Below are 23,993 nucleotides of genomic sequence, written 5' to 3' on the forward strand. Positions count from 1 at the left end.
AATATATAAGCAAAGCTTCCGAAAATTTTGGAAGCTTTTTGTTTTAAAAATGAAATACAATATCTAAAAACGTGTTTTTCTCAACCTCAAATATTATCCGAATAATTTCACCGATTCATTTACCAAAAACTTCACCTGATCTGGTCTTCCACGATCTGTTTTAGGTAAATTATTATAGCTTCCAGTTCTCACAATAGTCATTTTATATTCTGGTATCATGATGATGTATTGGCCTTGAAGTCCTAGGAAATAATAATGTTTCACAGGATTATCGTTATTGATCCAAAACCCCATGCCGTATATTTCGTTTGATTTTTTTGTAGGATTTCGCATTTCATTAATGAAATCTACGGAAAGTAATTGCTGACCATCATATTTTCCATCATTTAAAAATAATTGCCCAAGTTTTGCAAAATCTCTGGAACTAGCGTGAATACAACAATAAGTCTTCTCCATGCTGCTTTGGTCCGTACTCCAGATGGCATTCTGCTCCATGCCAAGTGGTATCCAGAATTTTTCAGATAAATAGCTCGATAATGTTTGATTAATAGCTTTTTTCACAGCAAAACCCAAAAGTTGCGTAGATCCACTTTGGTACTCAAATTTTTCGCCAGGTTTTTCTTTAAATCTTCTTTTAAAAGTAGCATCAATAAGACTTTTACCATAATATGCTTTTGCATTAGGACGGAAAGGGTTTTTGTAATCTTCGTCCCAGTCTAGGCCAGATTCCATTTGGGCAAGATTTTTTATAGTTAAATTTTCAGCAAAAGGTTTTGCTTTAAATTCAGCAAAATAATCAGAAAACTTATCGTTGATATTTTTTATTTTTCCTTCTTCAAGAGCTTTCCCTAAAAGCATCACTGTTACCGCTTTTGCCATAGAAAAAGAATTGGTGAGTGAATTTTTGTGGTAGCCTTTCCAATATTGTTCGTGTAATAATTTCCCGTCTTTGATGACTAAAAAAGAAGCGGTGTCAGAATGAATTAAATCATCAACTATGTTTTTAGGCAAGTCTGTTTTGTTGTAGTTGTTGGCTTTTCCCCAAGGCTTTGGAGATTTTGTGGTAATTACATTTCGGGTAAAAAATTTGCCATCATCAATATGGGCGCTGGTTTTGCCTTTAAAGTAGGTTTTAGAAATCCCATTGAATAAATAGGCGTATCCAAGAAGATACATCAATGTAGCAACAGCAATTATAAAAGCGGCAAAATAAAAAAGAAGAATCATAAATGTTTGGTCTTCAACAAATTTAAAATAATTTTGAAACCAAACATCAAAAAAAGCCTTGATTTCTCAAGGCTTTCAATTTATATTTTAGAAAGTAAATTTCTGAAGTTCGTTTTCTCATCAATGATTCTTCTCAGTTCAGAAACAGGAACTCTTTCCTGCTGCATCGTGTCTCTGTCTCTTATCGTCACGGTGTGATCTGTTAAAGAATCATGATCAATCGTAATACAGTAAGGTGTTCCAATCGCGTCTTGTCTTCTGTAACGTTTTCCGATGGCATCTTTTTCTTCATAGAATAAGTTGAAATCGTATTTCAAATCGTTGAATATATTCTCTGCGTATTCTGCTAATCCATCTTTTTTCATTAACGGAAGAATCGCAGCTTTTACCGGAGCCAAAGCTGGAGGTAAAGATAAAACCGTTCTTTCTGAGCCGTCTTCCAACACTTCGTCTTTCAGACAGTGAGAGAATATTGAAAGGAATAATCGGTCTAGTCCAACCGAAGTTTCTACTACATAAGGAACATAGTTTTCATTTCTTTCAGGATCAAAAAACTGTAATTTTCTTCCTGAGAATTTCTCATGCGCTTTCAAGTCGAAATCTGTTCTAGAGTGAATACCTTCCAGCTCTTTAAATCCAAATGGGAAGTTAAACTCAATATCAGCTGCAGCATTTGCGTAATGCGCCAACTTCTCATGATCATGGAATCTGTAATTGTCGTTTCCTAAACCAAGAGCCAAGTGCCAGTTCAGACGTTTTGTTTTCCACTGTTCGTAGAATTCAAGTTCAGTTCCAGGAGCAACGAAAAACTGCATTTCCATCTGTTCAAATTCACGCATTCTGAAAATAAACTGCCTCGCAACGATTTCATTTCTAAATGCTTTACCAATCTGAGCAATGCCAAACGGAAGCCTGTGACGAGAAGTTTTCTGCACATTCAAGAAATTCACGAAAATACCTTGAGCAGTTTCCGGTCTTAAGTAAAGATCCATCGCAGAATCTGCAGAAGCTCCCAATTTAGTTCCGAACATCAGGTTGAATTGTCTTACTTCCGTCCAGTTTCTAGAACCAGTATCGGGATCAGCAATTTCCAATTCTTCAATTAATGCTTTTACATCAGCAAGGTCTTCATTTTCAAGAGATTTAGCCAATCTTGAAAGAATAGATTCTCTTTTGGCTCTGTATTCTAAAATTTTAGGATTGGTAGCAACAAATTGATCTTTATCAAAAGATTCACCGAATCTTTTGGCGGCTTTATCGATTTCTTTATTTTCTTTATCTTCAATTTTAGCGCAATAATCCTCCACCAAAACATCTGCTCTGAAACGTTTTTTAGAATCTTTATTGTCAATCAAAGGATCATTAAATGCATCAACGTGACCAGAAGCTTTCCAAGTTGTAGGGTGCATCAGAATTGCTGAATCGATACCCACAATATTTTCGTTCAGCTGTACCATCGCTTTCCACCAGTATTGTTTGATATTATTTTTCAATTCTGCGCCATTCTGTCCATAATCATAAACAGCGGATAAACCATCGTAGATCTCACTAGAAGGGAAAATAAAACCGTATTCTTTAGCGTGAGAAATCACTTTCTTGAAAACATCTTCTTGCTTTGCCATAAATTTTTCGTCTTACCTGCAAAAATAGTGAAAAAGTAGGAAGATGGAAGCTAGAAGATGGAAGTTTTTATAATGCAGATTTTTAGGAGCCGGGAACCTGCTTTCCGCTGTATCTTTTGCTCTTCGTACCTCATCACAAAAGGATGTCGCTGCAATCAGGGCTAGGAAGAAAAGTATGTTTACAAAGAAATTTTGAGCAACAAACCTCATAGGTTTCTAAAACCTATGAGGTTTAGCAATAATCACAAGGCATCAATCTCAAAACTTTCTTCATTAAAATAGTCAACAAACCTGAAAAAATGTTAAGATAAAAAAGAACTAAGAAATTCTCTACTTTTGCCAAATGTTAGAAATTTTGTACCGCGACGAACACCTTATTGCAATCAATAAACCCAGCGGATTATTGGTTCACAAATCTTTTTATGCCGGAGAAGCCAATACTTATGCTATTCAGGAGCTTAGAGATCAAATCGGGCAATATGTTTATCCTGCACATCGTTTAGACAGAAAAACTTCGGGTGTCTTGTTGTTTACTTTGGATAAAGATACGCTTAGAATCATGAACGATCAATTTGCGACACGACAAGTCGAGAAAAAATATTTAGCCATTCTTCGTGGCTGGGCAAAAGAAGAAGAGACGATTGATTATGATTTGATTAATGAAGACGAAATCCAGCAAAATGCCATCACCTACTATCATCGTTTACAGACTTCTGAAATAGATTTAGCTTTTGGAAAACATCAAACCTCCCGCTATTGTCTGGTAGAGGCCATTCCGGAAACAGGCAGGATGCATCAGCTGAGAAAGCATTTTAAACATATTTTGCATCCTATATTGGGTTGTCGCCCTTATGGTTGCAACAAACAAAATAAATTGTGGCTAGAAACTTTTGACATGAATAAACTGATGCTTCATGCTCATCAGTTGGTTATTAATCACCCCATTACCAAAGAGAAAATAATTTTGAACGCCACCGTGAATGATGAGTTCAAAAGAGTAGGAAGGATTTTGAACTTTGATTTGAGTGCATATAGTTAAATTTTTAAACGCAAAGATTTATTTAACATACCTCTTCATTTTAAGAAGTAAAGGCAAATAAAATTTGCTTTGCAAAGTTTTAACATCAGCTTTATTAATCGACTTGTAGATTACTCTTTGCTCCTTAAAATTCTATATCAAGAATATCAATGTTTGTGTAATAAAAGCTCTCGCAATTTTCAAGAAAGAGCATTCATTTGTACTGATTGGTGAAAACATTTGTGTACAAGAATAAAAAACGATAATCCTCAATTAAATAAAATATCGCACATCAAGAATTCATTCAATTTAAAATGATTATTTTTGTAAAACTTTTTTTCAATGTACAAATCGCTCATTCGCCCGATTCTTTTTAAATTTGATCCAGAAGAAGTACACCACTTTACTTTTTCTATGCTCAAAAATTTTGGATTCTTAACCAAATTATTCCTCCCAAAACCTATTGTAGATAAACGTCTTGAAAGAGAAGTTTTCGGATTAAAATTCAAAAATCCTGTCGGTTTAGCTGCCGGTTTTGATAAAAATGCTGTTTTGTTCAACGAATTGGGAGATTTAGGTTTCGGATTTGTAGAAATAGGAACCGTAACGCCAAAAGCACAAGCAGGAAATCCTAAAAAAAGACTTTTCCGTTTAATTGAAGATGGCGGAATTATCAACAGAATGGGTTTCAATAATGACGGACTGGAGGCTGCTATCGAAAAGCTGAAAGGTAACAAAGGAAAAATCATCATCGGTGGAAACATCGGAAAAAACACCAATACAACACCGGAAAATTACACACAAGATTATCTCGACTGTTTCGAAGGTCTGCATCCTTATGTGGATTATTTTGTTCTGAATGTGAGTTGTCCCAACGTTGGAAGCCATGCAAAACTGGAAGATGTAGAATATCTGAGAGAGTTGATTACTGAAGTAAAGAAAATCAATCAGACAAAGTCAACTCAAAAACCAATTCTTTTAAAAATTGCTCCGGATTTAAATAACCAGCAATTGGATGAGATTATCGAATTGATTGCTGATACAAAAATCGACGGAATTGTGGTTTCCAATACCTCAGTCAACAGAGAAGGTTTGAAAACATCAAAAGAAACCTTAGAACAAATCGGAAACGGTGGTTTGAGTGGAAAACCGATTCGTGAGAGAAGTACAAAAATGATTAAATATCTTTCAGACAAAAGCAACCGTGCATTTCCAATTATTGGAGTTGGCGGAATTCATTCTGCAAAAGATGCTATTGAAAAGCTGAATGCAGGTGCGAGTTTAGTTCAGTTATACACCGGATTTATCTATGAAGGTCCACAATTGATCAACGATATTAATCAGGAACTTTTGACGAGAGCGGGTAGAATTTCAAGGTAAAATTTAATTTAAAATATATTGAAAAGCAAAGTCATTGAGGCTTTGCTTTTTTTATTTTTAATTTCGTATCAAATAAAAAAATGCGAAATCGTATAAATAATCAAACCAACCAATCCACCAACTAAAGTTCCGTTTACACGGATGAATTGCAGGTCTTTTCCAACTTCCAGTTCCAGCTTTTCGCTGAGCTCTTTCCCTTGCCAATTTCCGACGGTGGAGCTGATGAGGTTTCCGGCTTGATGGGTGTTTTTAAGGATATATTTATAAGCAGTTACTCTTACCCAATTGTCGATTTTATTCTGAAGTTTTTCGTCTGTTTTTAAATTTTCAGAAAACTCGTTTAGGTTTTTTGTGATGTATTTTTTTAATGAAGATTCTTCTTCCTGCAATTCTGTACTCAATGTTTTTTTAATAGAAAGCCAAATGTCATTAGAGTATTCCTCCAGTTTGTCATTTTTAAGAAAGTCATTTTTAATGCTTTTAAATTCGTCATTCCATTTTGGATCTTCTTTTAAATCATTAGAAAATTCGTAGATTTTTTTTGTAATTAAACCTCTGATTTCGTGATTGGGATCTATCTCTACTTCACGGAAGAAATCTGAAAGTCCGCTAGCAATTTTCTCGGCAATTTTATTGTCAACAAAAGAAGGTATAAAAGAATAACTGCCTTTTTTCACCCTTTCTTGGATCATTCCGTCATTTTCAATCAGATATTCTTTGATTTGTTTTGAAAGATTGGTCACGATTTTCTGATGATCATTTTTATCTAAAAGATAGATGATTCCGTTGCCTAAAATTTTATTTAACTGAATATCATCCGTCATTTCGCTCACTTTTTTGCTGATAAAATGGCTCACTTCAGAATCATCCAATCTATGGAGAATATCCAAAATAATATCTGAAATATTTTTAATTAAAGCTTCCTGATTTCTTTCTTTTGTCAACCATTCCCCAACGAAATTTGAAATCTTAATTTTTTGAATATAAGGACGAATGGTTTTCGGAGACAAAAAATTGGAAACCACAAAACTTCCCAGATTATCACCGAGTTTTTCTTTGCTGTTTTCAATAAGATTGGTATGCGGAATTGGAAGTCCTAATGGATGACGGAAAAGAGCGGTCACCGCAAACCAGTCTGCTAAAGCGCCTACCATTGCCGCTTCAGAAAATGCACGAACATAACCAATCCAGTGAGAGGCATAGCTTTTTTGTAAAATTGTAGTAATTACAAAAATAATAACCATCAAAACAAAAAGTCCTGTGGCAAAAGCCTTGTATTTTCTGAGCTGTTTTCTCTTCAGTTCATCATTCATATCCTCAAATTTAGTAAATTTGATTTAAATTTTTTCACCCTAAAAATCACAAAAAGATTTTTGGTTTTTTTAAGGTTGAATTTGTGCCTTAAAAAGACCAAATCGGAATTAAAAATCTTGTGAGCTTATTATTTTTAAATAATTAAAATTTTAATTATTTTTTTAAAACTTAAGTGTCTTTGTGGTTGAATTTTTGCGTTACCTAAATAATTTTTAAAATATATCCTATGCAAGACCAAGCAAAAAACAATCCATATTATTCAAGAACAGATGCTACAAAATTGAATATTTCCAACGAAGAATGGCGGAAAATTCTTGCACCAGATCTTTATGCAATTTCTCGTGAAGCAGCTACAGAAAGGCCTTTTACGGGAAAATACAATGAGTTTGATGAGTTGGGTGAATATTTTTGTGCCGTTTGTGGAAATCATCTTTTCCGTTCCAACCAGAAATTTATGAGCAGTTGTGGATGGCCAAGTTTTTTTGAAGCTGACAAAAATGGAGTAGCTTACCATCGCGATTCTACACACGGAATGGAAAGAATTGAGGTTGTTTGCAAACGTTGTGATTCTCATTTGGGTCATGTTTTTAATGACGGTCCCGCTCCTACAGGTACGCGATACTGCATGAATTCTGTGAGTCTGGAGTTTGTAGGCGATTCAGAATCAGAGTAGTAATTCACTTTTTTTGTTGTTAATCTTTCTTAAATTGAGTTAAACTTTTCCAATCATAAGTGGTTGATAATTATGTTTTTATACTTTTGTGTAACCAATTGTAATTTAACATAATATTTAATGAAATTATTGTACAGCGTTTTAAGTGTAGTGTATTTGTTAACCACTTCATTTTATCTTTCTCCAGACACTAATAATGAGAAATTGAAAATGAGTGACGGAAAAAATAAAAAAAATATTAATTTAAAATCAACTGAAAAAAGTACAGCTTCTACTTCCGAAGAACTTTACAAATCTATTGCTTTTGCTCCGGAGCACGAACTTAATTTTGAAGTGTTCTCTAAAGCATTAACCGGTTTTGAAAATATGAAAAAAGCGGGTCTACTTGATGAAGATTCACATTTGCTTACTGTTTGCGATTTCTCTATGTCATCCAATACCAAAAGACTTTGGGTGATTGATCTGAACGATAAGAAAGTGCTATTTAATTCTCTTGTAGCCCACGGAAAAAACACCGGCGAAGAATTTGCCACCAATTTTTCAAATACCGACAGTTCTTTGCAAAGTAGCATGGGATTTTTTATCACGGATGCCACCTACAACGGTGGAAACGGATATTCTTTGAAACTTCTCGGGATGGATAAAGGCTTTAATGATGCAGCTTACCGAAGAGCTATCGTGATGCACGGAGCAGATTATGTAAGTGAAGATTTTGCTGCAACGCACAAAAGAATTGGAAGAAGCTGGGGTTGCCCGGCAGTTCCAAGAGATTTGACTCAGCCGATCATCAATACGATAAAAGGCAGAAATGTTCTTTTTATTTATTATCCTGATCAGAATTATCTTTCAAAATCAGAATGGCTGAAGATGTCTTAATTTTTAAGGTTAAAACTAAATAAAAAAGGTTCAGAATAAAATTTTCTGAACCTTTTTTTATGCTTGTGAAAATTGCTTTGTTTTATTTGACAAACCCCTTTAAAGTTAATGGTAAGATTGTGTCATTTGTTGACAAAGTTTTATTTGTTACCAAATACATTTTCTTTTTGATATTTCCATTATCATTGTACTTATGTGGATTATAAATTGTTTTGATGTTGATGGTATCGTTTTTTAGATAATTTCCAGCTTTTACTATGCTAGATGTGCAATCACAACCATCAATAACTTTATATATTTTTAGTGTATCATACAAAGTGTTTACATATTTAAATTCGTGCTCAAATTCTTTAATACTTTTTTTATTTAATGTTCCAAAATCATGAGCAATTGAATTTTTTTCTTTGAAAAGATAGGTGTTGCTACGTTCGTATGTCAGTAATGATATGATAGTTAGGATTAATATTCCTATAATTACGTATAGGTATATTTTTTTCATTGTTTTTTCTTTTTGAAATAGACACTCATCCCTATCATAATGTTGGCAGCAGGTGGTGATGCATTTGGATTACCGTGATAATACCAGTGACCATCTCTTCTGCTTCGGTCATAAGTCAAATTTTCATAAGTATAAGTAGTAAGTCTTATAGAAGGGCCTGTTTTCTTATCATTGAACTCATTCGGAACCCATTTGATAGCGATAAAAAAGCCTTCTGGAGGGAAAGGTATTTTTTTATCTTTAATATCTATTTTATATCTCCCTCTGCTTTTATTTTTCGAAGAATAGATAATATGTTCTTTGTTAATTTTATGGGATGGCTTGCCTGTAATAGAATCTATTTCGTAAAAATTGATTTCCAGATCCGTTAGATTGACATCTTTATCAGTTTTATGAAGGTATAAAGTAATGTCTTTTAGTATTCCTCTCTGTGAGAAATTATTTTTAAATTTAAGTGCCATTTCGCTTCCAACCCAAGGTATAAAACGTGCATTAAATTCTTGTTTTGTACCATAGTCAATCTCTACTTTGTCGTAATCTTTTTCATTGATCATTACTTCTTCTATGCGGGTTTCTTTTAGAGAATCTCTATCATGTGATTCTTTTATGACCTGCGAAATTAAATTAGCAGAAAATAACAAAATTGCAAGACTTAAAATTTTATACTTCATAATTTTTATATATCAAATTGAAGGCTTTACGCCTTCATTTTTTGTTAATTTAACACCAAACTACTTCTTCGGTTTCCCATTTAATTAAACCCCAGAAAAGTGTGTGACTTGTAACTTGCCTAATGCAGCCTTCAGAATCTTCATAAATACAGCTTGTACCATCTGGACCTACATAACCACCGACCTTGCATTCAGCAGATAATTCATTTACAAATAATGGACTTGATGACAATAAGAATAGTAAAACTATTTTTCATTTTAAATTTTTTTGGCTTTTAATTTTATAATTTATCCAAAGATACTTACGTCTAAAATTTTTATGCTCAATCTAAGTTTCATAACTTATTTTTCTGACAGTAATTTTAGTATAAAATTTTATCTCAACAAAAATATTAGAAAGATATTTTTTTAATAATTCAAATTTGAATAAATTGTAATCAGAATTGAACAATTTTAAAAACACAAATTAATATGTCAAATTTTAAATTAGGAGATAAGCTTTTAAAAGTGAGAGTGGAAAAAAAATTATCTAAACAAGAAGTAGCCAATAGATTGAATATGGATATTACAACTTATGGAAGGGTTGAAAAAGGAGAAAGGGATTTAGAATTAGACAAGCTAAAACTTTTACCTGATGCTTTGGGAATTAAACCAGAAGAAATTCTGGAGCTTTTGGAACTTGATAAATCATCGGTTTTCAATATTAGTGGAGATTATGCTTCTAATGGAAGTGGTAATGGATATGTACAGAATCTGCATACTGAAAGCAAAGAAAACTTGAATGAAATTAAAGATTTATATAACAATTTGATTTCTCAAAAAGATCAACTGATTTTTCAGTTGCAGGAAGAGATAAAAAGATTTAAAATACAAGTAGAAATGTAGAAAATACTAAGATGTATTTAAAAAAGGTTCAGAAAATTAATTCTGAACCTTTTTTTATGAGTAGTTGAAGATTATTTATTGAATAATTCTTCTACTTTATCCCAGTTTACTACAGAAAAGAACGCTGCAACGTAATCAGGTCTTCTGTTTTGGTAGTTTAAGTAATATGCGTGCTCCCAAACATCCAATCCTAAAACAGGAGTTCCTTTCACATCTGCAACAGGCATCAACGGGTTGTCTTGGTTTGGAGTAGAAGTTACAGATACAGATCCGTCTTCATTTTTTACCAACCATGCCCATCCAGAACCGAATCTTGTTTTAGCAGCTTCAGAAAAATCAGTCTTGAATTTTTCTAATCCACCATAGTTTTCGATTGCATTTCTTACGTTTCCTACAGGATCTTTACTTCCACCTGGAGTTAAAATTTCCCAGAATAAACTGTGGTTAAAATGTCCACCTCCGTTATTTCTTACAGCAGGTTTGTCAGTTCCGGTTTTGCAAACTTCCTCAATAGATTTTCCCTCTAATTCGGTTCCTTCTATAGCTTTATTTAGATTGTCGATATACGCTTGGTGGTGCTTAGAATGGTGGATTTCCATTGTTTTTGCATCAATAGTAGGCTCAAGTGCGTCGTAAGCATATCCTAATTGTGGTAATTCAAATGACATAATTATATTTTTAAATGTTATTACCCAAAAATAGCCAATATTTGAGCCATTATCAAAAAATACGGATTGTTTTAATAAATCTTTAACATTGATGGTTTTACTGGCTACAATAAAAAAGCACAAACCTTTCGAGTATGTGCTTTATATATTTTTTTTAATTTGAATTTATCTGTTCATAGACATCAAAAACTCTTCATTGCTGAGGGTGCCTTTAATATTTTTATTAACAAAATCCATTGCTTCTACAGGATTCATTTCAGCAAGGTATTTTCTGAAAATCCACATTCTTTGCGAAGTGTTTTCATCTAAAAGAAGATCATCACGACGGGTGCTTGAGGCCACCAAATCGATTGCCGGATAAATCCTTCTGTTGGCAATCTTTCTATCCAGCTGAAGTTCCATGTTTCCGGTACCCTTAAATTCTTCAAAGATCACTTCATCCATTTTAGAGCCAGTATCAATCAATGCTGTAGCAATTATGGTAAGAGATCCGCCACCTTCAATTTTTCTTGCTGCTCCGAAGAATCTTTTTGGTTTGTGAAGTGCATTGGCATCTACACCTCCAGAAAGTACTTTTCCAGAAGCTGGTGTTACGGTATTGTAAGCTCTTGCCAATCTTGTAATAGAATCTAAAAGGATAACTACATCATGACCGCATTCTACCATTCTCTGGGCTTTGGCTAAAACCAAATTAGCTACTTTCACGTGTTTGTCTGCAGCTTCGTCAAATGTAGAAGCGATTACTTCTGCATTCACACTTCTTTCCATATCGGTAACTTCCTCCGGACGCTCGTCAATCAAAAGCACCATCATGTATACTTCAGGGTGATTGCTTGCGATAGAGTTCGCAATGTCTTTCAGAAGCATGGTTTTACCTGTTTTTGGCTGAGCCACAATCATCGCCCTCTGTCCTTTCCCGATTGGGGCAAATAGATCAACAATTCTTGTGGAGATCGTTGCGCCTTTTCCTGCAAGATTAAACTTCTCTTCTGGGAAAAGTGGGGTAAGATATTCGAAAGCAACACGATCTTTAATGAATGCTAAGTCTCTTCCGTTAACTTCTGTAGGTTTTAGTAGAGAAAAATATTTTTCTCCTTCTTTTGGCAATCTTACTATTCCTTTTACATTATCTCCGGTTTTAAGACCGAAATTTCTTATTTGCGCTGTAGAAACATACACATCATCTGGTGAAGAAATGTAAGAGAAGTCTGCAGAACGCAAAAATCCGTAATTGTCTGGTAAAATCTCGAGTACACCTTCAATGCTTACCAAACCATCAAAACTAAAATCTTTTTTCTGCTCTACTTCCTCAGGTTTTTCTTGATTTCTGTCTAGATTTCTATCCTGATTTCTGTTTTGATGCTGATTTTGGTTCGGATTATTATTTTGGTTTTGATTTTGATTGGGATTTTGATTCCTCTGTTGGTTTTGGCCTCTCTGGTGTTGCTGATGTTGCGGGGTTTTATGAGGTCTTTCTTCGGGTAAAGAGTTTTGCTGAGGTGCTTTTATCTCAATGTTTTCAGGGGTTTCTTCAGGTGTGTCGCCTCCGTTTTGTGGTTGAGGATTTTCTGGAGGAGTTACTCTTTTTCTCTTCTTCTTTGCCTGAGCGTTGGTATTATTTTCTGAAACATTCTCTGGAGTAGTTTCTGGTTCTGAAACTTCAGCTTTTGGAGTAACATCGGCCGTTTGCTCTTCAGTTTTTATTTCTTCAGTTTCCTTTTTTTCTGGAGCTGGAGCTTTTGGTTTTGCAGGTGCTTTTCTGGATGCAACTTTTTTTACAGGAGCTTTTGCAGGTTCTTCTGCTGTTGGTTCTTCTGTATTATTAGAGTTTTCAGTGGTGTTAAAATAATCTTTAGCCACTTTAGGATTTGAAGCTTGAAAGTCAAGTACTGCAAAGATTTTATCATTATCGGTGCTGTTTCTTGCAACTTTAACGCCCAAATCTCTTAGGATTTTAGCCAACTCCGTTACGGATTTTGACCTTAACGTTTCTATGTTAAACATATTTAATGTAAAAAATGTAATTTATTGTAAGTAAGAAAAGTAAGTCCGGTGACTTTTATTTTCAAGGGTAATTGTATGATGCAAATCTACACTATTTTTTGAATTGTGCAAAATTTATGTTATTTTTGCAATGATTTTAAAGTTTATGCTACAAAGAATTCAGACTATTTGGATGTTACTGGCCGTTTTAGCTGCCGTATTTCTATTTATTACAGGGCAGGATGCAGAAGTTTTTGGGAATTTTCCATTAATTAATATTGCGTCTTGTGTGTTGGTTGTAATTGGAGTTTTAAGTGTTTTCAGCTTTAAAAACAGAAAAAAACAAATATTGCTGAATAATATCAGCATCATTATAAACGCTTTGTTGATTGGTATATTGCTCTACTGGCTTCTAAACTTATCCGGAGGAATAGATTTTCCTGAGAAGGGTATTGAGCCGGTTTTCCCGTTGATTGCTGTGATTTCTTTGGTGTTTGCCAATATTTACATCAAAAGAGACGAGAGGCTCGTAAAATCTGTAGACAGACTGCGATAACCATACAATGATTTTTTGAGTAAGAACAGCTTTCTTTATTGGAAGCTGTTTTTTTGTGATAAAATTTAGGTTTTATTTAAAAAATGTAATTATTATTGAAACAAAAGATTTTATCTTGCGACTATATATCTAAAATAGTATTATGAAAAAAATTTCATTCTTAGCATTGTCGCTATTTTCAATTTTTACTTTTTCACAAGAAATAACACAAGAAAGTGTAAAAAAAGTTATTTCAATACTGGCATCAGACGAAATGAAAGGTCGCCTAATTGGAACGCCCGAAAATGAAAGTGCTGCACACTATATATCTAAACTTTTCAAAGACAATAAATTAGAGTATTGCGCGGGAACTTCTTACCTCATCCCTTTTCAATATAAAGGATCAACTGTATATAATGTTTGTGGAATAAAAAAAGGACAATCTGATAAGCTATTAGCATTCTCTGGGCATTTTGATCATATAGGTACAAATAAAGAAAAAGGAGACAATATCTATAACGGAGCAGACGATGATGCAAGCGGGATAACTGCATTAAATGGAATTGCAGAATACTTTAAAAATAAAAAACCAGAATTTTCTATGGTTTTTATGGCTTTCAATGGGGAAGAGGCCGGATTGCTTGGTTCTAAAGCAATTTCTGAGGATAAAAACATGGATAAAATTTATAAAAATATTGTAGCGTTATTCAATTTTGAAATGATAGCAACTGAGTCTGAGTTCGGTAAAAACGGAATGTTTATGACTGGGGATAACTTTTCTGATTTGGATGAACAATTTAATGATCACACCGATGGAATAGTAAAAATTCATCCCGATCCTTATGCTACACAACAACTATTTTATAGAAGCGATAACGTGAGTTTTGCTAAAAAGAAAATTGTTGCACATTCTTTTTCCACTGCAGATATGGCTAAAATTAAACATTATCATCAAGTAAATGATGATTTAACTATTGTAAATATAGAAAATATGACCAATATTATCAATGGTTTTGCCCAAACTGTTGAGAAACTAAATCCCAAAAACTTCAACCCTAAATACAATAATAAGGTAAAACTAGACTAAATACGTCTTTCTTTTTAAATTCCTTATTTTTGCAAGATTAATTTACATTTAATGAATTATTATAAACGTGCAATTGAAAATATAGTACCCTATAAAAAAACTATTGCAGCAGGTATTTTTTTTAATATTCTATATGCGCTCTTCAATATCGTTGCCATGCTTTTTTTCATGCCGGTACTGAACATTCTTTTTGATAAAAAAACAGAAAAAATTGAAGCAAAACCTGTTTACGAAGGTATCTCTGCCGCAGGTACTTACTTGAAAGACAGTTTCAATTATTTCATACAGCAGTTGCAGATAGAGAAAGGATCAGAATATATATTGCTTATCACTTGTGTTCTTTTTATCACTATGTTTTTTCTGAGAAATATATTCAGCTATTTATCAGAATTTTATCTTACATTTTCAAGAACGGGTGTTTCTAGAGATTTCAGAATTAAACTTCATGATAAAATCTTAGATCTACCGGTTTCATTCTTTACTAATTCCAGAAAAGGAGATGTTTTTGCAAGAATCACTTCAGATGTAGGTGAGGTAGAAGCTAATATCCTCAATAGCTTAATTGATTTGATTCGTTCTCCTATTGTAATTATTATTACGATGGGATATTTACTTTATTCCAATTTTCAACTTACGATTTTTACGTTAATTGTTTTTCCAATTATGGGAACATTAATCTCAATTATTGGTAAGAGTTTGAAAAAAGATACAGGAGAGGCTCAAAACGAATTAGGAAAAATGTATTCTTTTGTTGATGAAACTTTGGTGGGTTTAAAGATTATCAAAATATTTGACGCTTCACCACAAATTAAAGGGAGGTTTGATGAGGTACTCAACAGAATTCGTTTTTTATCTTTAAGATTATTTAAAAAGAAAGCGTTAGCATCACCGGTAAGTGAGCTTTTGGGAGCCATTACGATCGGTATGATTGTTTATTTCGGAGGGCGTCTTGCTATAAAAGGAGAAGGGCTTTCTGGAAGCGAATTTATTACTTATATCGCCTTATTTTACACAATTTTGCAACCGTTAAAGTCACTTTCTTCTGCTATTTCAAACATGCAGAAAGGTGAAGTTTCTGCCAAAAGAATCTATGATATTTTAGATGCTGATTATCATATTAAAGAGATGCCAAATGCTAAAGAAATCAAAGGCTTTCAAGGTAATGTAGAATTCAAAAATATTACTTTTGGATATGAAGACAGAGATGTACTGAAAAATTTCTCACTGTCTATTCCTAAAGGGAAAACAGTTGCTTTGGTGGGCCAAAGTGGTAGCGGAAAAAGTACAATTGCCAACTTAATTACAAGATTCTACGATGTAAATGATGGAGAGGTTCTTCTGGATGGAGAAAATATTAAAAATATTAAACTTTCCAATTACAGAAAACTTTTTGGCTTGGTAACTCAAGATAATATCCTCTTTAATGATTCAATAAGAAATAATATTTCCCTTGGAATGCCCGATGCAAGCTTAGAAGAAATTCAGGAAGCAGCAAAAATTGCCAACGCACACGACTTCATCATGGATCTCCCTAAGCAGTATGATACGAGCATTGGGGAAGCTGGAGGAAAGCTTTCTGGCGGCCAAAAACAAAGAATATCCATTGCAAGAGCGGTTCTCAAAAACCCGCCAATCATGATTCTGGATGAAGCAACATCTGCTCTGGATACAGAGTCTGAAAGATTTGTACAAGATGCATTAGAAAAGATGATGCAAAACCGTACTTCACTCGTTATTGCCCACCGTCTATCTACAATTCAGAAAGCCGATTGGATTGTTGTGATGGAAAAAGGTAAAATTGTAGAACAAGGTAATCATCACGATTTGATTGCTAAAAAAGGAATGTACAATAAACTTGTAGAGCTACAGAATTTTGATTGATTTGATTTAAATAAATTATAAATGAATCCATTAGAAGAGTACTTTTTCAGAATCCCAGAGCCTGAACGAAGTGCTCTTCTTTTTTTACGCAAAAAGATTCTTGAATCTGATCCCGAAAACATTACGCTGACCCTCAGCTTCGGGTTGCCTTTCTTTAAGTTTAAAAAGAAAATGCTCTGCTATTTTTATTTCAGCAAAAAGCATCAGCAATATTATGTAAGCTTCTATCACGGCGACCGATTAAATCATGTTCTACTTTTGAGCGAGGGCAGAAAGAAGTTTAAAATTCTTTTGATTGATATGGAGGAAGATCTTCCTGTGGAATTGATTATGGAGCTGATTGATGAGGTGAAGAAGTTTGTGAACTAAGTTTTCTACGGAAATGTAAAAGCAAAAATTTCTGTTCTTTTTGTATTTGCTGTTGCGAGCGTCACGCTCCTACCCATCACTAATTCGTTGAGCGGACACAAGCGAGACACTTGCGCCAGCGTGGGGAACTATTTTTCACTTACTTTTATTTCTTTTTCTTTTTAGTTTTCAGTTTTTAATGAGCAACTTCAAAATTTTTCTTTAACCTATTGAAATATTTTTTACATTTGAATCATTGGTTTTAGCAAAAACCTTTACACACAAAAACACAAACCGTATGAAAAACCACAAAATTCTCCAAACAGGGCAGTAATTCCTGAATGGCCTTTCCAGAAAGGCCCCTGCACCCCAGCAACAGATTTGCGGAGCTTCACGAAACCTTGTCGCACCCTAGTAAGAAGCTTGCGGATAATCACAAAAGGTAAAAAGACCCTAGCAATACACATGCGGAAAATTTCATAAAAATAATACTGCGCGAGGCAGTTTTTTAATATTTAAATAATAATCAAATGAACACAATTGATTTAACAAAACTTCGCAATGCAGAATACCTGCAGTACACAAAAGATTTTGCAGCTATCATTAATCTCAACAATCCTGCCACGCTGGATATTGATGCGAAATTTACAGCTTTCAATACTAAAATCGCTGAGCTTGAGTCGCTTTACAAAAAGGCTTTGGCAAGTGAGAAAACCAAAGACATTATGGCGCTGGATCAAATGAGAGACGATGCCATCAATGGGGTGTATTACTTTTTGCTGGGTTACAGCTACCATTATGATGAACAGCAAAGACAGAATGCACAGTTGCTGCTGACTAACCTGAGTCTCTATGGCAGTGGCATTGCCAGAATGAATTATCAGGCAGAGACTGCTACCATCAACAATATTCTTCGGGATTGGGAAAATAAAACAGAACTTGCAGCAGCGGTTGGGGGTTTTAATTTAACCGCTTGGGTGAGAGAGTTGAAAACTGCCAATGATGCTTTCAACGAGCAATATCTTTTGCGCACACAAGAGTATGGTGATGCCAACCCTGAAACAATCAGAACCAAAAGGGAAGAGACTAGTTCCGCTTTTTATGCGTTACGAGACAGAATAGACGCGCTTCATCTGCTTTCAGAAATCTCTCCTTCACCGCATTCTGCAGTCATCAATCAGCTTAATGCACTTACAGATCAGTATAATCAGCTTTTGGTCAACAGGAAACCAGAAACAGAAGAGCTTCCAGACAATGAGAAGCAAAACGGTATTTAACGAAATATCAGAGCATTTCGCTCTGATATTTTACTTTAATCTATGTCTAATAACTACTGTATCAACATCAAAAATCAATTATTCATCATCTACTTTCTGATCACTTTATGCTTAAACTGAGTTCCGTCTTCCAAAGAAATATCCAGCAAATATGCTCCTGAAGAATAGGATGTAAGATCTACCTTAGAATCTCTTGTTTCATCTAGTTTTCTTCCGTCTAAAGAGTAAACGGAAATATTTTTCACTTTCTTTTCAGATTTAATATTCACATAATCTACCGTTGGGTTAGGATAAATAGAAACATCCACTGTAGAAACTTCTTTTACGGATAACGCCTGATTGGTGCTTTGCATATAGATTGAAAGCACAATTCTACCGTCTTGCCCAAAGAAAACAGCAGTAGGGACTTCATATTTCAGAATATGGCTTCCTGCAGAGAGCGCAGAAGTAGTAAAGCTTCTGATGGGTACAGAGTCACCTGGGCACCAATTGTTCCAAGAAGTCCACCAAGACATACTCTGAGCGCTAGATCCGTAGATGCCATTTCCTTGGGTGTTGTATTGTCTGTAAGGTTCACAAGATTTTCCTCCAGGCGTGAAGGTGAGTACTTGCGCATTATCTAACGAGACCAAATTTTGCCTTCTCACATACTCTTCACCATTACTATTAGCGCCATGTGGTGTAGATATGATGAAAAACTTTGCATTGTCTGTATTTTGATTTATATTAAAATTAACGAGCCTTACTGTTTGCCCTGCTTGATCTGTATTGTTGTAGTTATTTAATTCGTTTGAATCTAAGAGGGGTAAAAGATTGTCGTAAGTATTGATTACTGCGGAATTGTTATAAGTAACAAAATCTAATGTTCCAGCGAAAACATCGTTTCTATTTGCACATCCTGCTACTTGTGTATTGGCGGCATAAGGAACACCAAAAACATCAAGTTCAACATAGATGTCGTATGCGGCTCTTAGTGTAAGGTTTTTGAACACAGCGTAGAGATTATCTACCTCATAAGTGTAGGGAACAGAAGTAGGAGCAATGTTTTTGTTCATGAAGGGCGTTATATATCTTCCAATCTCAAAGCGTTTTACTCCGGTATCACTCAAAGAATACGTTGTTTGATTTTTTGGGACCAATGCAATATGTACACCTCCAATTCTGTCATAGTTGTCGCATAGTGCAGAAATACTTACATTCATCTGAATTTTATTTTGGAAAGTATTCAGTTCTGTATCTGAAAGTTTTCTGGCATATCTGTAATTGGCAAGACGAATAGTATTGGCTGGTACCGGAGTAGAAACATTAGCTGCATAACCATCATAGAAAACTATTTGCGAAAAAATATTAACTGTTGTTTGTGCCTCGATTGTGGATAATGCAGTTATAGCAAAAAAAGAGAATAGAAGTTTTTTCATGGAAGATTATGTTTTTGATTTCGCATCAAAAATACATTTTATAATATGGTATTAGCATTGTAAAGTATTAGATGAGTATTAAAATGATATTTTATTTTGAATATACTGTTGTTTTTGTTAAAAAAGAAAACTGTTTTCTTGGTTATTACGGTAGAGTAGATAGATAGGGTATGATGTTAAAATCAAAAAAAATCAGAATCCGGAGAGACTGATTTTTGTTTTATCTAAATTTTAATGTGTTGTATCTATTACCTATAATTATGTAATGTGCTAATCTTTCATTTTGGCAATCACATCAATTCCGCCTTTTGTTTTGTCTCCAATTTTGCATATAATTTCAGTATCAAGTGGAAGGAAAATATCCATTCTGGAACCAAACTTGATGAAGCCAAACTCGTGCCCTGCTTTTGCATTATCGCCTTCATTACAGTAGAAAACAATTCTTCTCGCTACATAACCTGCAATTTGCCTGAAAACCACTTTGTGCTTCGTTAAGCTTTCTACAGCTACAGTAGTTCTTTCGTTTTCTGTAGAAGATTTTTCGTGCCAAGCCACAAGGTATTTACCGGGATGGTATTTTTTGTAAATTACATTTCCAGAAACTGGATAGCGACAAATATGAACATTAAGAGGAGACATAAATATAGAAACCTGAATCGCTTTTTCTTTCAGGAATTCTGTTTCGTCTACTTCTTTGATCATTACTACTTTCCCGTCTACAGGTGCAATTACATTTTCCACATGATCCTTAATATCACGATTTGGAACTCTGAAGAACCAAAATACAAGGCCATAAATTACCAGTAGCGGAATGATGATCAGCAAAGACAACATTTCAAGAGAATAAATAGAAACAGCGGCAACGAGTATAAAGAAAATGCTCGCGACTGTGATGGTGCCTTTTGATTCCTTGTGTAATTTCATATAGAGATATTTCTTTTTTAAAGTTTAAATAAATCGCTGCTGTTAAATAAGATTTTGATGAGCGATGATCTGAGGCTAAATAAATTTTTCGATAATAAAGTACAAATATACAACAGGTGCGCAGATTAAAAAACTGTCTAGCCTATCTAGAACACCACCGTGTCCGGGGATAATGTTTCCGCTATCTTTCACACCGAAGGTTCTTTTGAGTTGGCTTTCAACCAAATCGCCAATAGGAGCAAAACAAGCAACTAAAAACCCTACAACCATCCAGTTACCTCGAAGCTGAGGTTGGTATTGTTCAATAAAATAGGAGAAAATTAATGTTAATACAACACCTCCAAAATATCCTTCCCATGTTTTTTTAGGAGAAATCTTCGGTGCCATTTTGTGTTTTCCAAAGAGTTTACCTGTAATATAAGCAAAGGTATCACTACTCCAGATAAGGATGAAAAGGAAGATTACCTCTAGTGAGAATGTTTGATCGTACGATGAGTATTTTGGAAGTCCCAATGCAAAACAAAAGGGCAAGGCAACGTAGATAACAGTAAATATTAGTTTTCCGCTATCAAAATATAATTCACTAGTAAATTTGAATAAAGTAATTGCCGCAATTAGGATTAGCGATAATGAAAGAATCTCTGCAAATCTGAAATTAAAATAAAAATCGTGATTGAAAAATCTTTTAGAGAACATATAAAAGAGAAGGGCAACAATAGGGAAGACAACCCATTTTTCATACCCGTTTCCGAATTTCATTATCTTAATACATTCCCAAGTACCAACAGTTAAAAGAAACGTAATTAAGCCGTAAAAAAGATATTGCTGTTTTACAGAATCTGGAAAAATATTGTTGATGAGTTGTGAACCGAAAGGCGTGGTACACAAAATAATGATTGCGATATAAATTATTCCCGAAAGGGTTCTCTGAATAAGATTTTTGTCCAAGATTTTCAAAGTTTACGATGTGCGTTTAATCTTCTAAGAGAAGTAAAAAAAGCTTGTTGTTGGGTGCCGTAGCATCTAGTTTGTTTTGTCCACCACTGATGGAGGTAAGATTTTTAATGTTTCCATTTCTTTTTATTTTCCCCATAGCATCGTTCAGATTATTTACAATTTGAGATACATTGGCCATGATGATAATCTTTTGGGGAAGTTTTGATGAATGATAATGAAGAATGTTATTATGAGACAACATAATTCTACCATCATACGCAATAAGATATTCGCAAGAAATAAAAGCAGCGTCGTTTTGATGCTGTAATTCTGGAGTATAATCTGTTTTCAGTACAGAGAGGAAATTCTGAAGTTCTTTATCACAACAGAATATATTTTTGGCACCTTCAATCTTTAAGATTTGATTTAAGGTTTGCAATGCTTCAGCTTCATCTGCACAATAATTGAAAAAACCTCCGGAGTGGGTGAAAAGTTGGGCAAATTTATAGTCGAGATCAGCATTTTTCAGCGAATCTCCTAATTTTTCCAAACTTTGCTTTTCATCATTGTCGGGCTTATTGGTAAGTTTACTTACAATTTTCTTGAATAAACTCAACTTAATTTATTTTTAGTCAACTTTTTACAAAAGTAAAAAATTAATGGATAAGATATATTAAATATACGTATAAATGTTAAAAAAACCCGACATTATATAACTGCCGGGTTTGTTTTATCAAAATAAAAGACTTTTACAGTTGAGTTTGGCTTTCAGGTGCCTGTATTTCACTGTCTTGCAGTTTTTCTTTAATAAAAATCTCTTCTGTAGGTTCTTTAGCATCTGCGATTGTATTGGCAACTGGTCTCTCTGTTAATTCAGGATCCCATGCTCTTCCACCGAAAACTTCTTCTAAATCTTCTCTGAAAATGACTTCTTTCTCCAGAAGTTTAGTTGCCAAAGCATCCAATTTATCTTTATTATCAGTAAGAATCTGAACTGCTCTGTCATATTGATTTTCGATAATTGATTTAATCTCAACATCAATTTTATTTGCTGTTTCTTCAGAATATGGTTTACCGAAATTATATTCAGACTGGCCAGAACTGTCATAATAAGAAATGTTTCCTATATTGGGACTCAATCCGTATATGGTAACCATTGCTTGAGCTCTTTTGGTAACGGTTTCCAGATCCGAAAGTGCTCCTGTAGAAATGTTATTAAAGATTACTTGTTCTGCAGCTCTACCTCCAAGGGTGGCGCACATTTCATCAAGCATCTGTTCTGTGGTTGTTAATTGTCTTTCTTCAGGTAAATACCATGCTGCTCCCAACGATTTTCCTCTTGGTACAATCGTTACTTTCAATAGTGGTGAGGCGTGCTCTACCAACCAAGAGATTGTAGCGTGACCAGCTTCATGATAAGCAACTCTTTTTTTCTCAGATGGCTTTATGGCCATGTTTTTCTTTTCAAGTCCACCGATGATTCTATCAACGGCATCTAAGAAATCTTGTTTGTTTACAGATTCGTGGCTATTTCTCGCTGCAATTAAAGCTGCTTCGTTACAAACGTTAGCAATATCTGCTCCACTGAAACCAGGCGTTTGTTTTGCAAGAAAATCCCTGTCAACAGTATCGTCTAATTTAATTTTCTTTAAATGAACATCAAAAATTTCTCTTCTCTCGTGCAATTCTGGTAAGTCTACATATACTGAACGGTCAAAACGTCCAGCTCTCATTAAAGCTTTATCAAGAATGTCAGCTCTATTGGTTGCTGCCATTACGATTACGTTAACATCAGTTCCGAAACCGTCCATCTCTGTTAATAATTGGTTTAATGTGTTTTCTCTTTCATCATTACCACCAGAGAAATTGTTTTTTCCTCTTGCACGTCCAATCGCATCAATCTCATCAATAAAGATAATTGCTGGAGATTTAGCTTTAGCCTGAGCGAAAAGGTCTCTCACTCTAGATGCACCTACTCCTACAAACATTTCCACGAAATCTGAACCAGAAAGCGAGAAAAAAGGAACTTTAGCTTCTCCTGCAACCGCTTTTGCCAATAAAGTTTTTCCAGTTCCTGGAGGGCCTACCAAAAGCACACCTTTAGGGATTTTACCACCTAATTTCGTGTATTTTTCAGAATTTTTCAGAAAATCTACAACTTCTTGTACTTCTTCTTTTGCTCCTTCAAGACCGGCAACATCTTTAAATGTTGTCTGGATTTTTTCTTTTTCGTCAAAAAGCTTTGCTCTAGACTTTCCGATAGAGAATATTTGTCCTCCAGGACCGCCACCGCTTCCCATTTTTCTGAAAAGTATGAAGTAAAACAATCCCAAAATGGTAATCCATATCAAAGCTTGGATCAAAATACTCATTAATGGGCTTTCTCCTTCAGCGTAGTCTTTTGTGGTTGTAAGTGCAGGGTTTTGCTGTTTTGCTGTTTCAAATTTCCCAAGAAATATTTGCAAATCTCCATATTTTAAGATGTAATCTGGTTTTGCAGACATTCCTATTGAGCTAGAAAAAGGATTGTTGTCCTTTTTCTCTACAGTTTTAGTTTTTGCTTCTTTTGTTAAAAATACATCAGCTTTCTCAGTTTGCTTATCTATTAACACTTTCTGAATCTTTCCTGCCTGCATGTCTCTAAAGAACGCATCTTCATCAATAGTTTTACTGCTGCCTTCCGATAAAAAATTGGAGACAAAAAACAATAATAAAACGATGATGGCAATAGGAAAAAACCAGTTAAATCCTTTATTGTTCATTTAATACTT

The 23,993-nt window shown here is 34.3% G+C and carries 23 protein-coding genes; 10 read left to right on the forward strand and 13 right to left on the reverse strand.

The annotated features are described in order from the left end of the window. Positions 1 to 93: 93 nt before the first annotated feature. Positions 94 to 1,227, reverse strand: a complete 1,134-nt coding sequence (locus BW939_RS01785) for a serine hydrolase domain-containing protein (RefSeq protein ID WP_076449221.1) — start codon at positions 1,225 to 1,227, stop codon at positions 94 to 96. An 80-nt stretch (positions 1,228 to 1,307) separates the two neighbouring features. Next, positions 1,308 to 2,849, reverse strand: a complete 1,542-nt coding sequence (locus BW939_RS01790) for a glycine--tRNA ligase (protein ID WP_076449224.1) — start codon at positions 2,847 to 2,849, stop codon at positions 1,308 to 1,310. A 343-nt stretch (positions 2,850 to 3,192) separates the two neighbouring features. On the opposite strand from BW939_RS01790, the gene BW939_RS01795 reads away from it, so the two are divergent. Then, positions 3,193 to 3,888 carry a pseudouridine synthase gene (locus BW939_RS01795; RefSeq protein WP_076449225.1) on the forward strand — a complete coding sequence of 232 codons (696 nt, stop codon included), beginning with the start codon at positions 3,193 to 3,195 and terminating at the stop codon, positions 3,886 to 3,888. A gap of 321 nt (positions 3,889 to 4,209) precedes the next feature. Next, positions 4,210 to 5,247, forward strand: coding sequence for a quinone-dependent dihydroorotate dehydrogenase (locus BW939_RS01800; RefSeq protein WP_076449226.1), 1,038 nt, complete (start codon positions 4,210 to 4,212; stop codon positions 5,245 to 5,247). A gap of 68 nt (positions 5,248 to 5,315) precedes the next feature. Here the strand turns inward: BW939_RS01800 and BW939_RS01805 are convergent, their stop codons facing one another. Continuing rightward, the gene (locus BW939_RS01805) at positions 5,316 to 6,560 is read right to left on the reverse strand and encodes a DUF445 domain-containing protein (protein WP_076449227.1); all 1,245 of its coding nucleotides are present in this window, start codon (positions 6,558 to 6,560) and stop codon (positions 5,316 to 5,318) included. 227 nt (positions 6,561 to 6,787) lie between these two features. On the opposite strand from BW939_RS01805, the gene msrB reads away from it, so the two are divergent. Further along, positions 6,788 to 7,234 carry a peptide-methionine (R)-S-oxide reductase MsrB gene (gene msrB / locus BW939_RS01810; RefSeq protein ID WP_084566565.1) on the forward strand — a complete coding sequence of 149 codons (447 nt, stop codon included), beginning with the start codon at positions 6,788 to 6,790 and terminating at the stop codon, positions 7,232 to 7,234. Between the two features lie 120 nt (positions 7,235 to 7,354). Further along, positions 7,355 to 8,110, forward strand: a complete 756-nt coding sequence (locus BW939_RS01815) for a murein L,D-transpeptidase catalytic domain family protein (RefSeq protein WP_076449229.1) — start codon at positions 7,355 to 7,357, stop codon at positions 8,108 to 8,110. An 82-nt stretch (positions 8,111 to 8,192) separates the two neighbouring features. Here BW939_RS01815 and BW939_RS01820 read toward each other — a convergent pair whose 3' ends face one another. Genes BW939_RS01820 through BW939_RS15715 form a run of 3 tightly spaced genes read right to left on the reverse strand, consistent with a single transcriptional unit; the run spans position 8,193 to position 9,512 of the window. After that, the gene (locus BW939_RS01820) at positions 8,193 to 8,609 is read right to left on the reverse strand and encodes a DUF1573 domain-containing protein (protein ID WP_076449230.1); all 417 of its coding nucleotides are present in this window, start codon (positions 8,607 to 8,609) and stop codon (positions 8,193 to 8,195) included. Continuing rightward, the gene (locus tag BW939_RS01825) at positions 8,606 to 9,280 is read right to left on the reverse strand and encodes a hypothetical protein (protein WP_076449232.1); all 675 of its coding nucleotides are present in this window, start codon (positions 9,278 to 9,280) and stop codon (positions 8,606 to 8,608) included. The genes BW939_RS01820 and BW939_RS01825 overlap by 4 nt, the downstream gene beginning before the upstream one ends. 49 nt (positions 9,281 to 9,329) lie before the next feature. After that, entirely contained in the window at positions 9,330 to 9,512 is a 183-nt protein-coding gene (locus BW939_RS15715) for a hypothetical protein (RefSeq protein WP_123891542.1), read from the reverse strand. Between the two features lie 239 nt (positions 9,513 to 9,751). Between BW939_RS15715 and BW939_RS01830 the strand changes: the two genes are divergently transcribed. Then, a complete protein-coding gene (locus BW939_RS01830; RefSeq protein ID WP_076449234.1) occupies positions 9,752 to 10,165 on the forward strand; it encodes a helix-turn-helix domain-containing protein in 414 nt (137 codons plus the stop codon). Between the two features lie 71 nt (positions 10,166 to 10,236). Here BW939_RS01830 and BW939_RS01835 read toward each other — a convergent pair whose 3' ends face one another. Next, positions 10,237 to 10,833, reverse strand: coding sequence for a superoxide dismutase (locus tag BW939_RS01835; RefSeq protein ID WP_076449236.1), 597 nt, complete (start codon positions 10,831 to 10,833; stop codon positions 10,237 to 10,239). A gap of 165 nt (positions 10,834 to 10,998) precedes the next feature. After that, positions 10,999 to 12,837, reverse strand: coding sequence for a transcription termination factor Rho (gene rho / locus BW939_RS01840; protein ID WP_076449238.1), 1,839 nt, complete (start codon positions 12,835 to 12,837; stop codon positions 10,999 to 11,001). A gap of 145 nt (positions 12,838 to 12,982) precedes the next feature. On the opposite strand from rho, the gene BW939_RS01845 reads away from it, so the two are divergent. The 5 genes from BW939_RS01845 (at position 12,983) to BW939_RS01865 (ending at position 17,944) form a co-directional block, all read left to right on the forward strand. Then, positions 12,983 to 13,372: a DUF4293 family protein gene (locus BW939_RS01845; RefSeq protein ID WP_076449240.1), complete on the forward strand. Its 390-nt coding sequence runs from the start codon at positions 12,983 to 12,985 to the stop codon at positions 13,370 to 13,372. Positions 13,373 to 13,514: 142 nt separating this feature from the next. After that, positions 13,515 to 14,438: a M28 family metallopeptidase gene (locus tag BW939_RS01850; protein ID WP_076449242.1), complete on the forward strand. Its 924-nt coding sequence runs from the start codon at positions 13,515 to 13,517 to the stop codon at positions 14,436 to 14,438. Between the two features lie 51 nt (positions 14,439 to 14,489). Further along, complete coding sequence (locus BW939_RS01855) at positions 14,490 to 16,319, forward strand: ABC transporter ATP-binding protein (protein WP_076449244.1); 1,830 nt, start codon at positions 14,490 to 14,492, stop codon at positions 16,317 to 16,319. Positions 16,320 to 16,340: 21 nt separating this feature from the next. Continuing rightward, entirely contained in the window at positions 16,341 to 16,688 is a 348-nt protein-coding gene (locus BW939_RS01860; RefSeq protein ID WP_076449246.1) for a DUF1801 domain-containing protein, read from the forward strand. A 509-nt stretch (positions 16,689 to 17,197) separates the two neighbouring features. Then, positions 17,198 to 17,944, forward strand: a complete 747-nt coding sequence (locus BW939_RS01865; RefSeq protein ID WP_076449248.1) for a DUF6261 family protein — start codon at positions 17,198 to 17,200, stop codon at positions 17,942 to 17,944. An 89-nt stretch (positions 17,945 to 18,033) separates the two neighbouring features. Here BW939_RS01865 and BW939_RS01870 read toward each other — a convergent pair whose 3' ends face one another. The 5 genes from BW939_RS01870 to ftsH form a co-directional block, all read right to left on the reverse strand. Further along, entirely contained in the window at positions 18,034 to 19,362 is a 1,329-nt protein-coding gene (locus BW939_RS01870; protein WP_076449250.1) for a peptide-N-glycosidase F-related protein, read from the reverse strand. 270 nt (positions 19,363 to 19,632) lie between these two features. Then, positions 19,633 to 20,286: a phosphatidylserine decarboxylase family protein gene (locus BW939_RS01875; protein WP_076449251.1), complete on the reverse strand. Its 654-nt coding sequence runs from the start codon at positions 20,284 to 20,286 to the stop codon at positions 19,633 to 19,635. A gap of 75 nt (positions 20,287 to 20,361) precedes the next feature. Then, on the reverse strand, positions 20,362 to 21,234 hold the full coding sequence (locus BW939_RS01880; protein ID WP_076450089.1) for a phosphatidate cytidylyltransferase: 873 nt from the start codon (positions 21,232 to 21,234) through the stop codon (positions 20,362 to 20,364). A 25-nt stretch (positions 21,235 to 21,259) separates the two neighbouring features. After that, positions 21,260 to 21,838, reverse strand: a complete 579-nt coding sequence (locus tag BW939_RS01885) for an LUD domain-containing protein (protein WP_076449252.1) — start codon at positions 21,836 to 21,838, stop codon at positions 21,260 to 21,262. A gap of 133 nt (positions 21,839 to 21,971) precedes the next feature. Then, the gene (ftsH, locus tag BW939_RS01890; protein WP_076449253.1) at positions 21,972 to 23,984 is read right to left on the reverse strand and encodes an ATP-dependent zinc metalloprotease FtsH; all 2,013 of its coding nucleotides are present in this window, start codon (positions 23,982 to 23,984) and stop codon (positions 21,972 to 21,974) included. Positions 23,985 to 23,993 lie beyond the last annotated feature (9 nt).

It is taken from the genome of Chryseobacterium piscicola (assembly GCF_900156685.1).
GTDB lineage: Bacteria > Bacteroidota > Bacteroidia > Flavobacteriales > Weeksellaceae > Chryseobacterium > Chryseobacterium piscicola.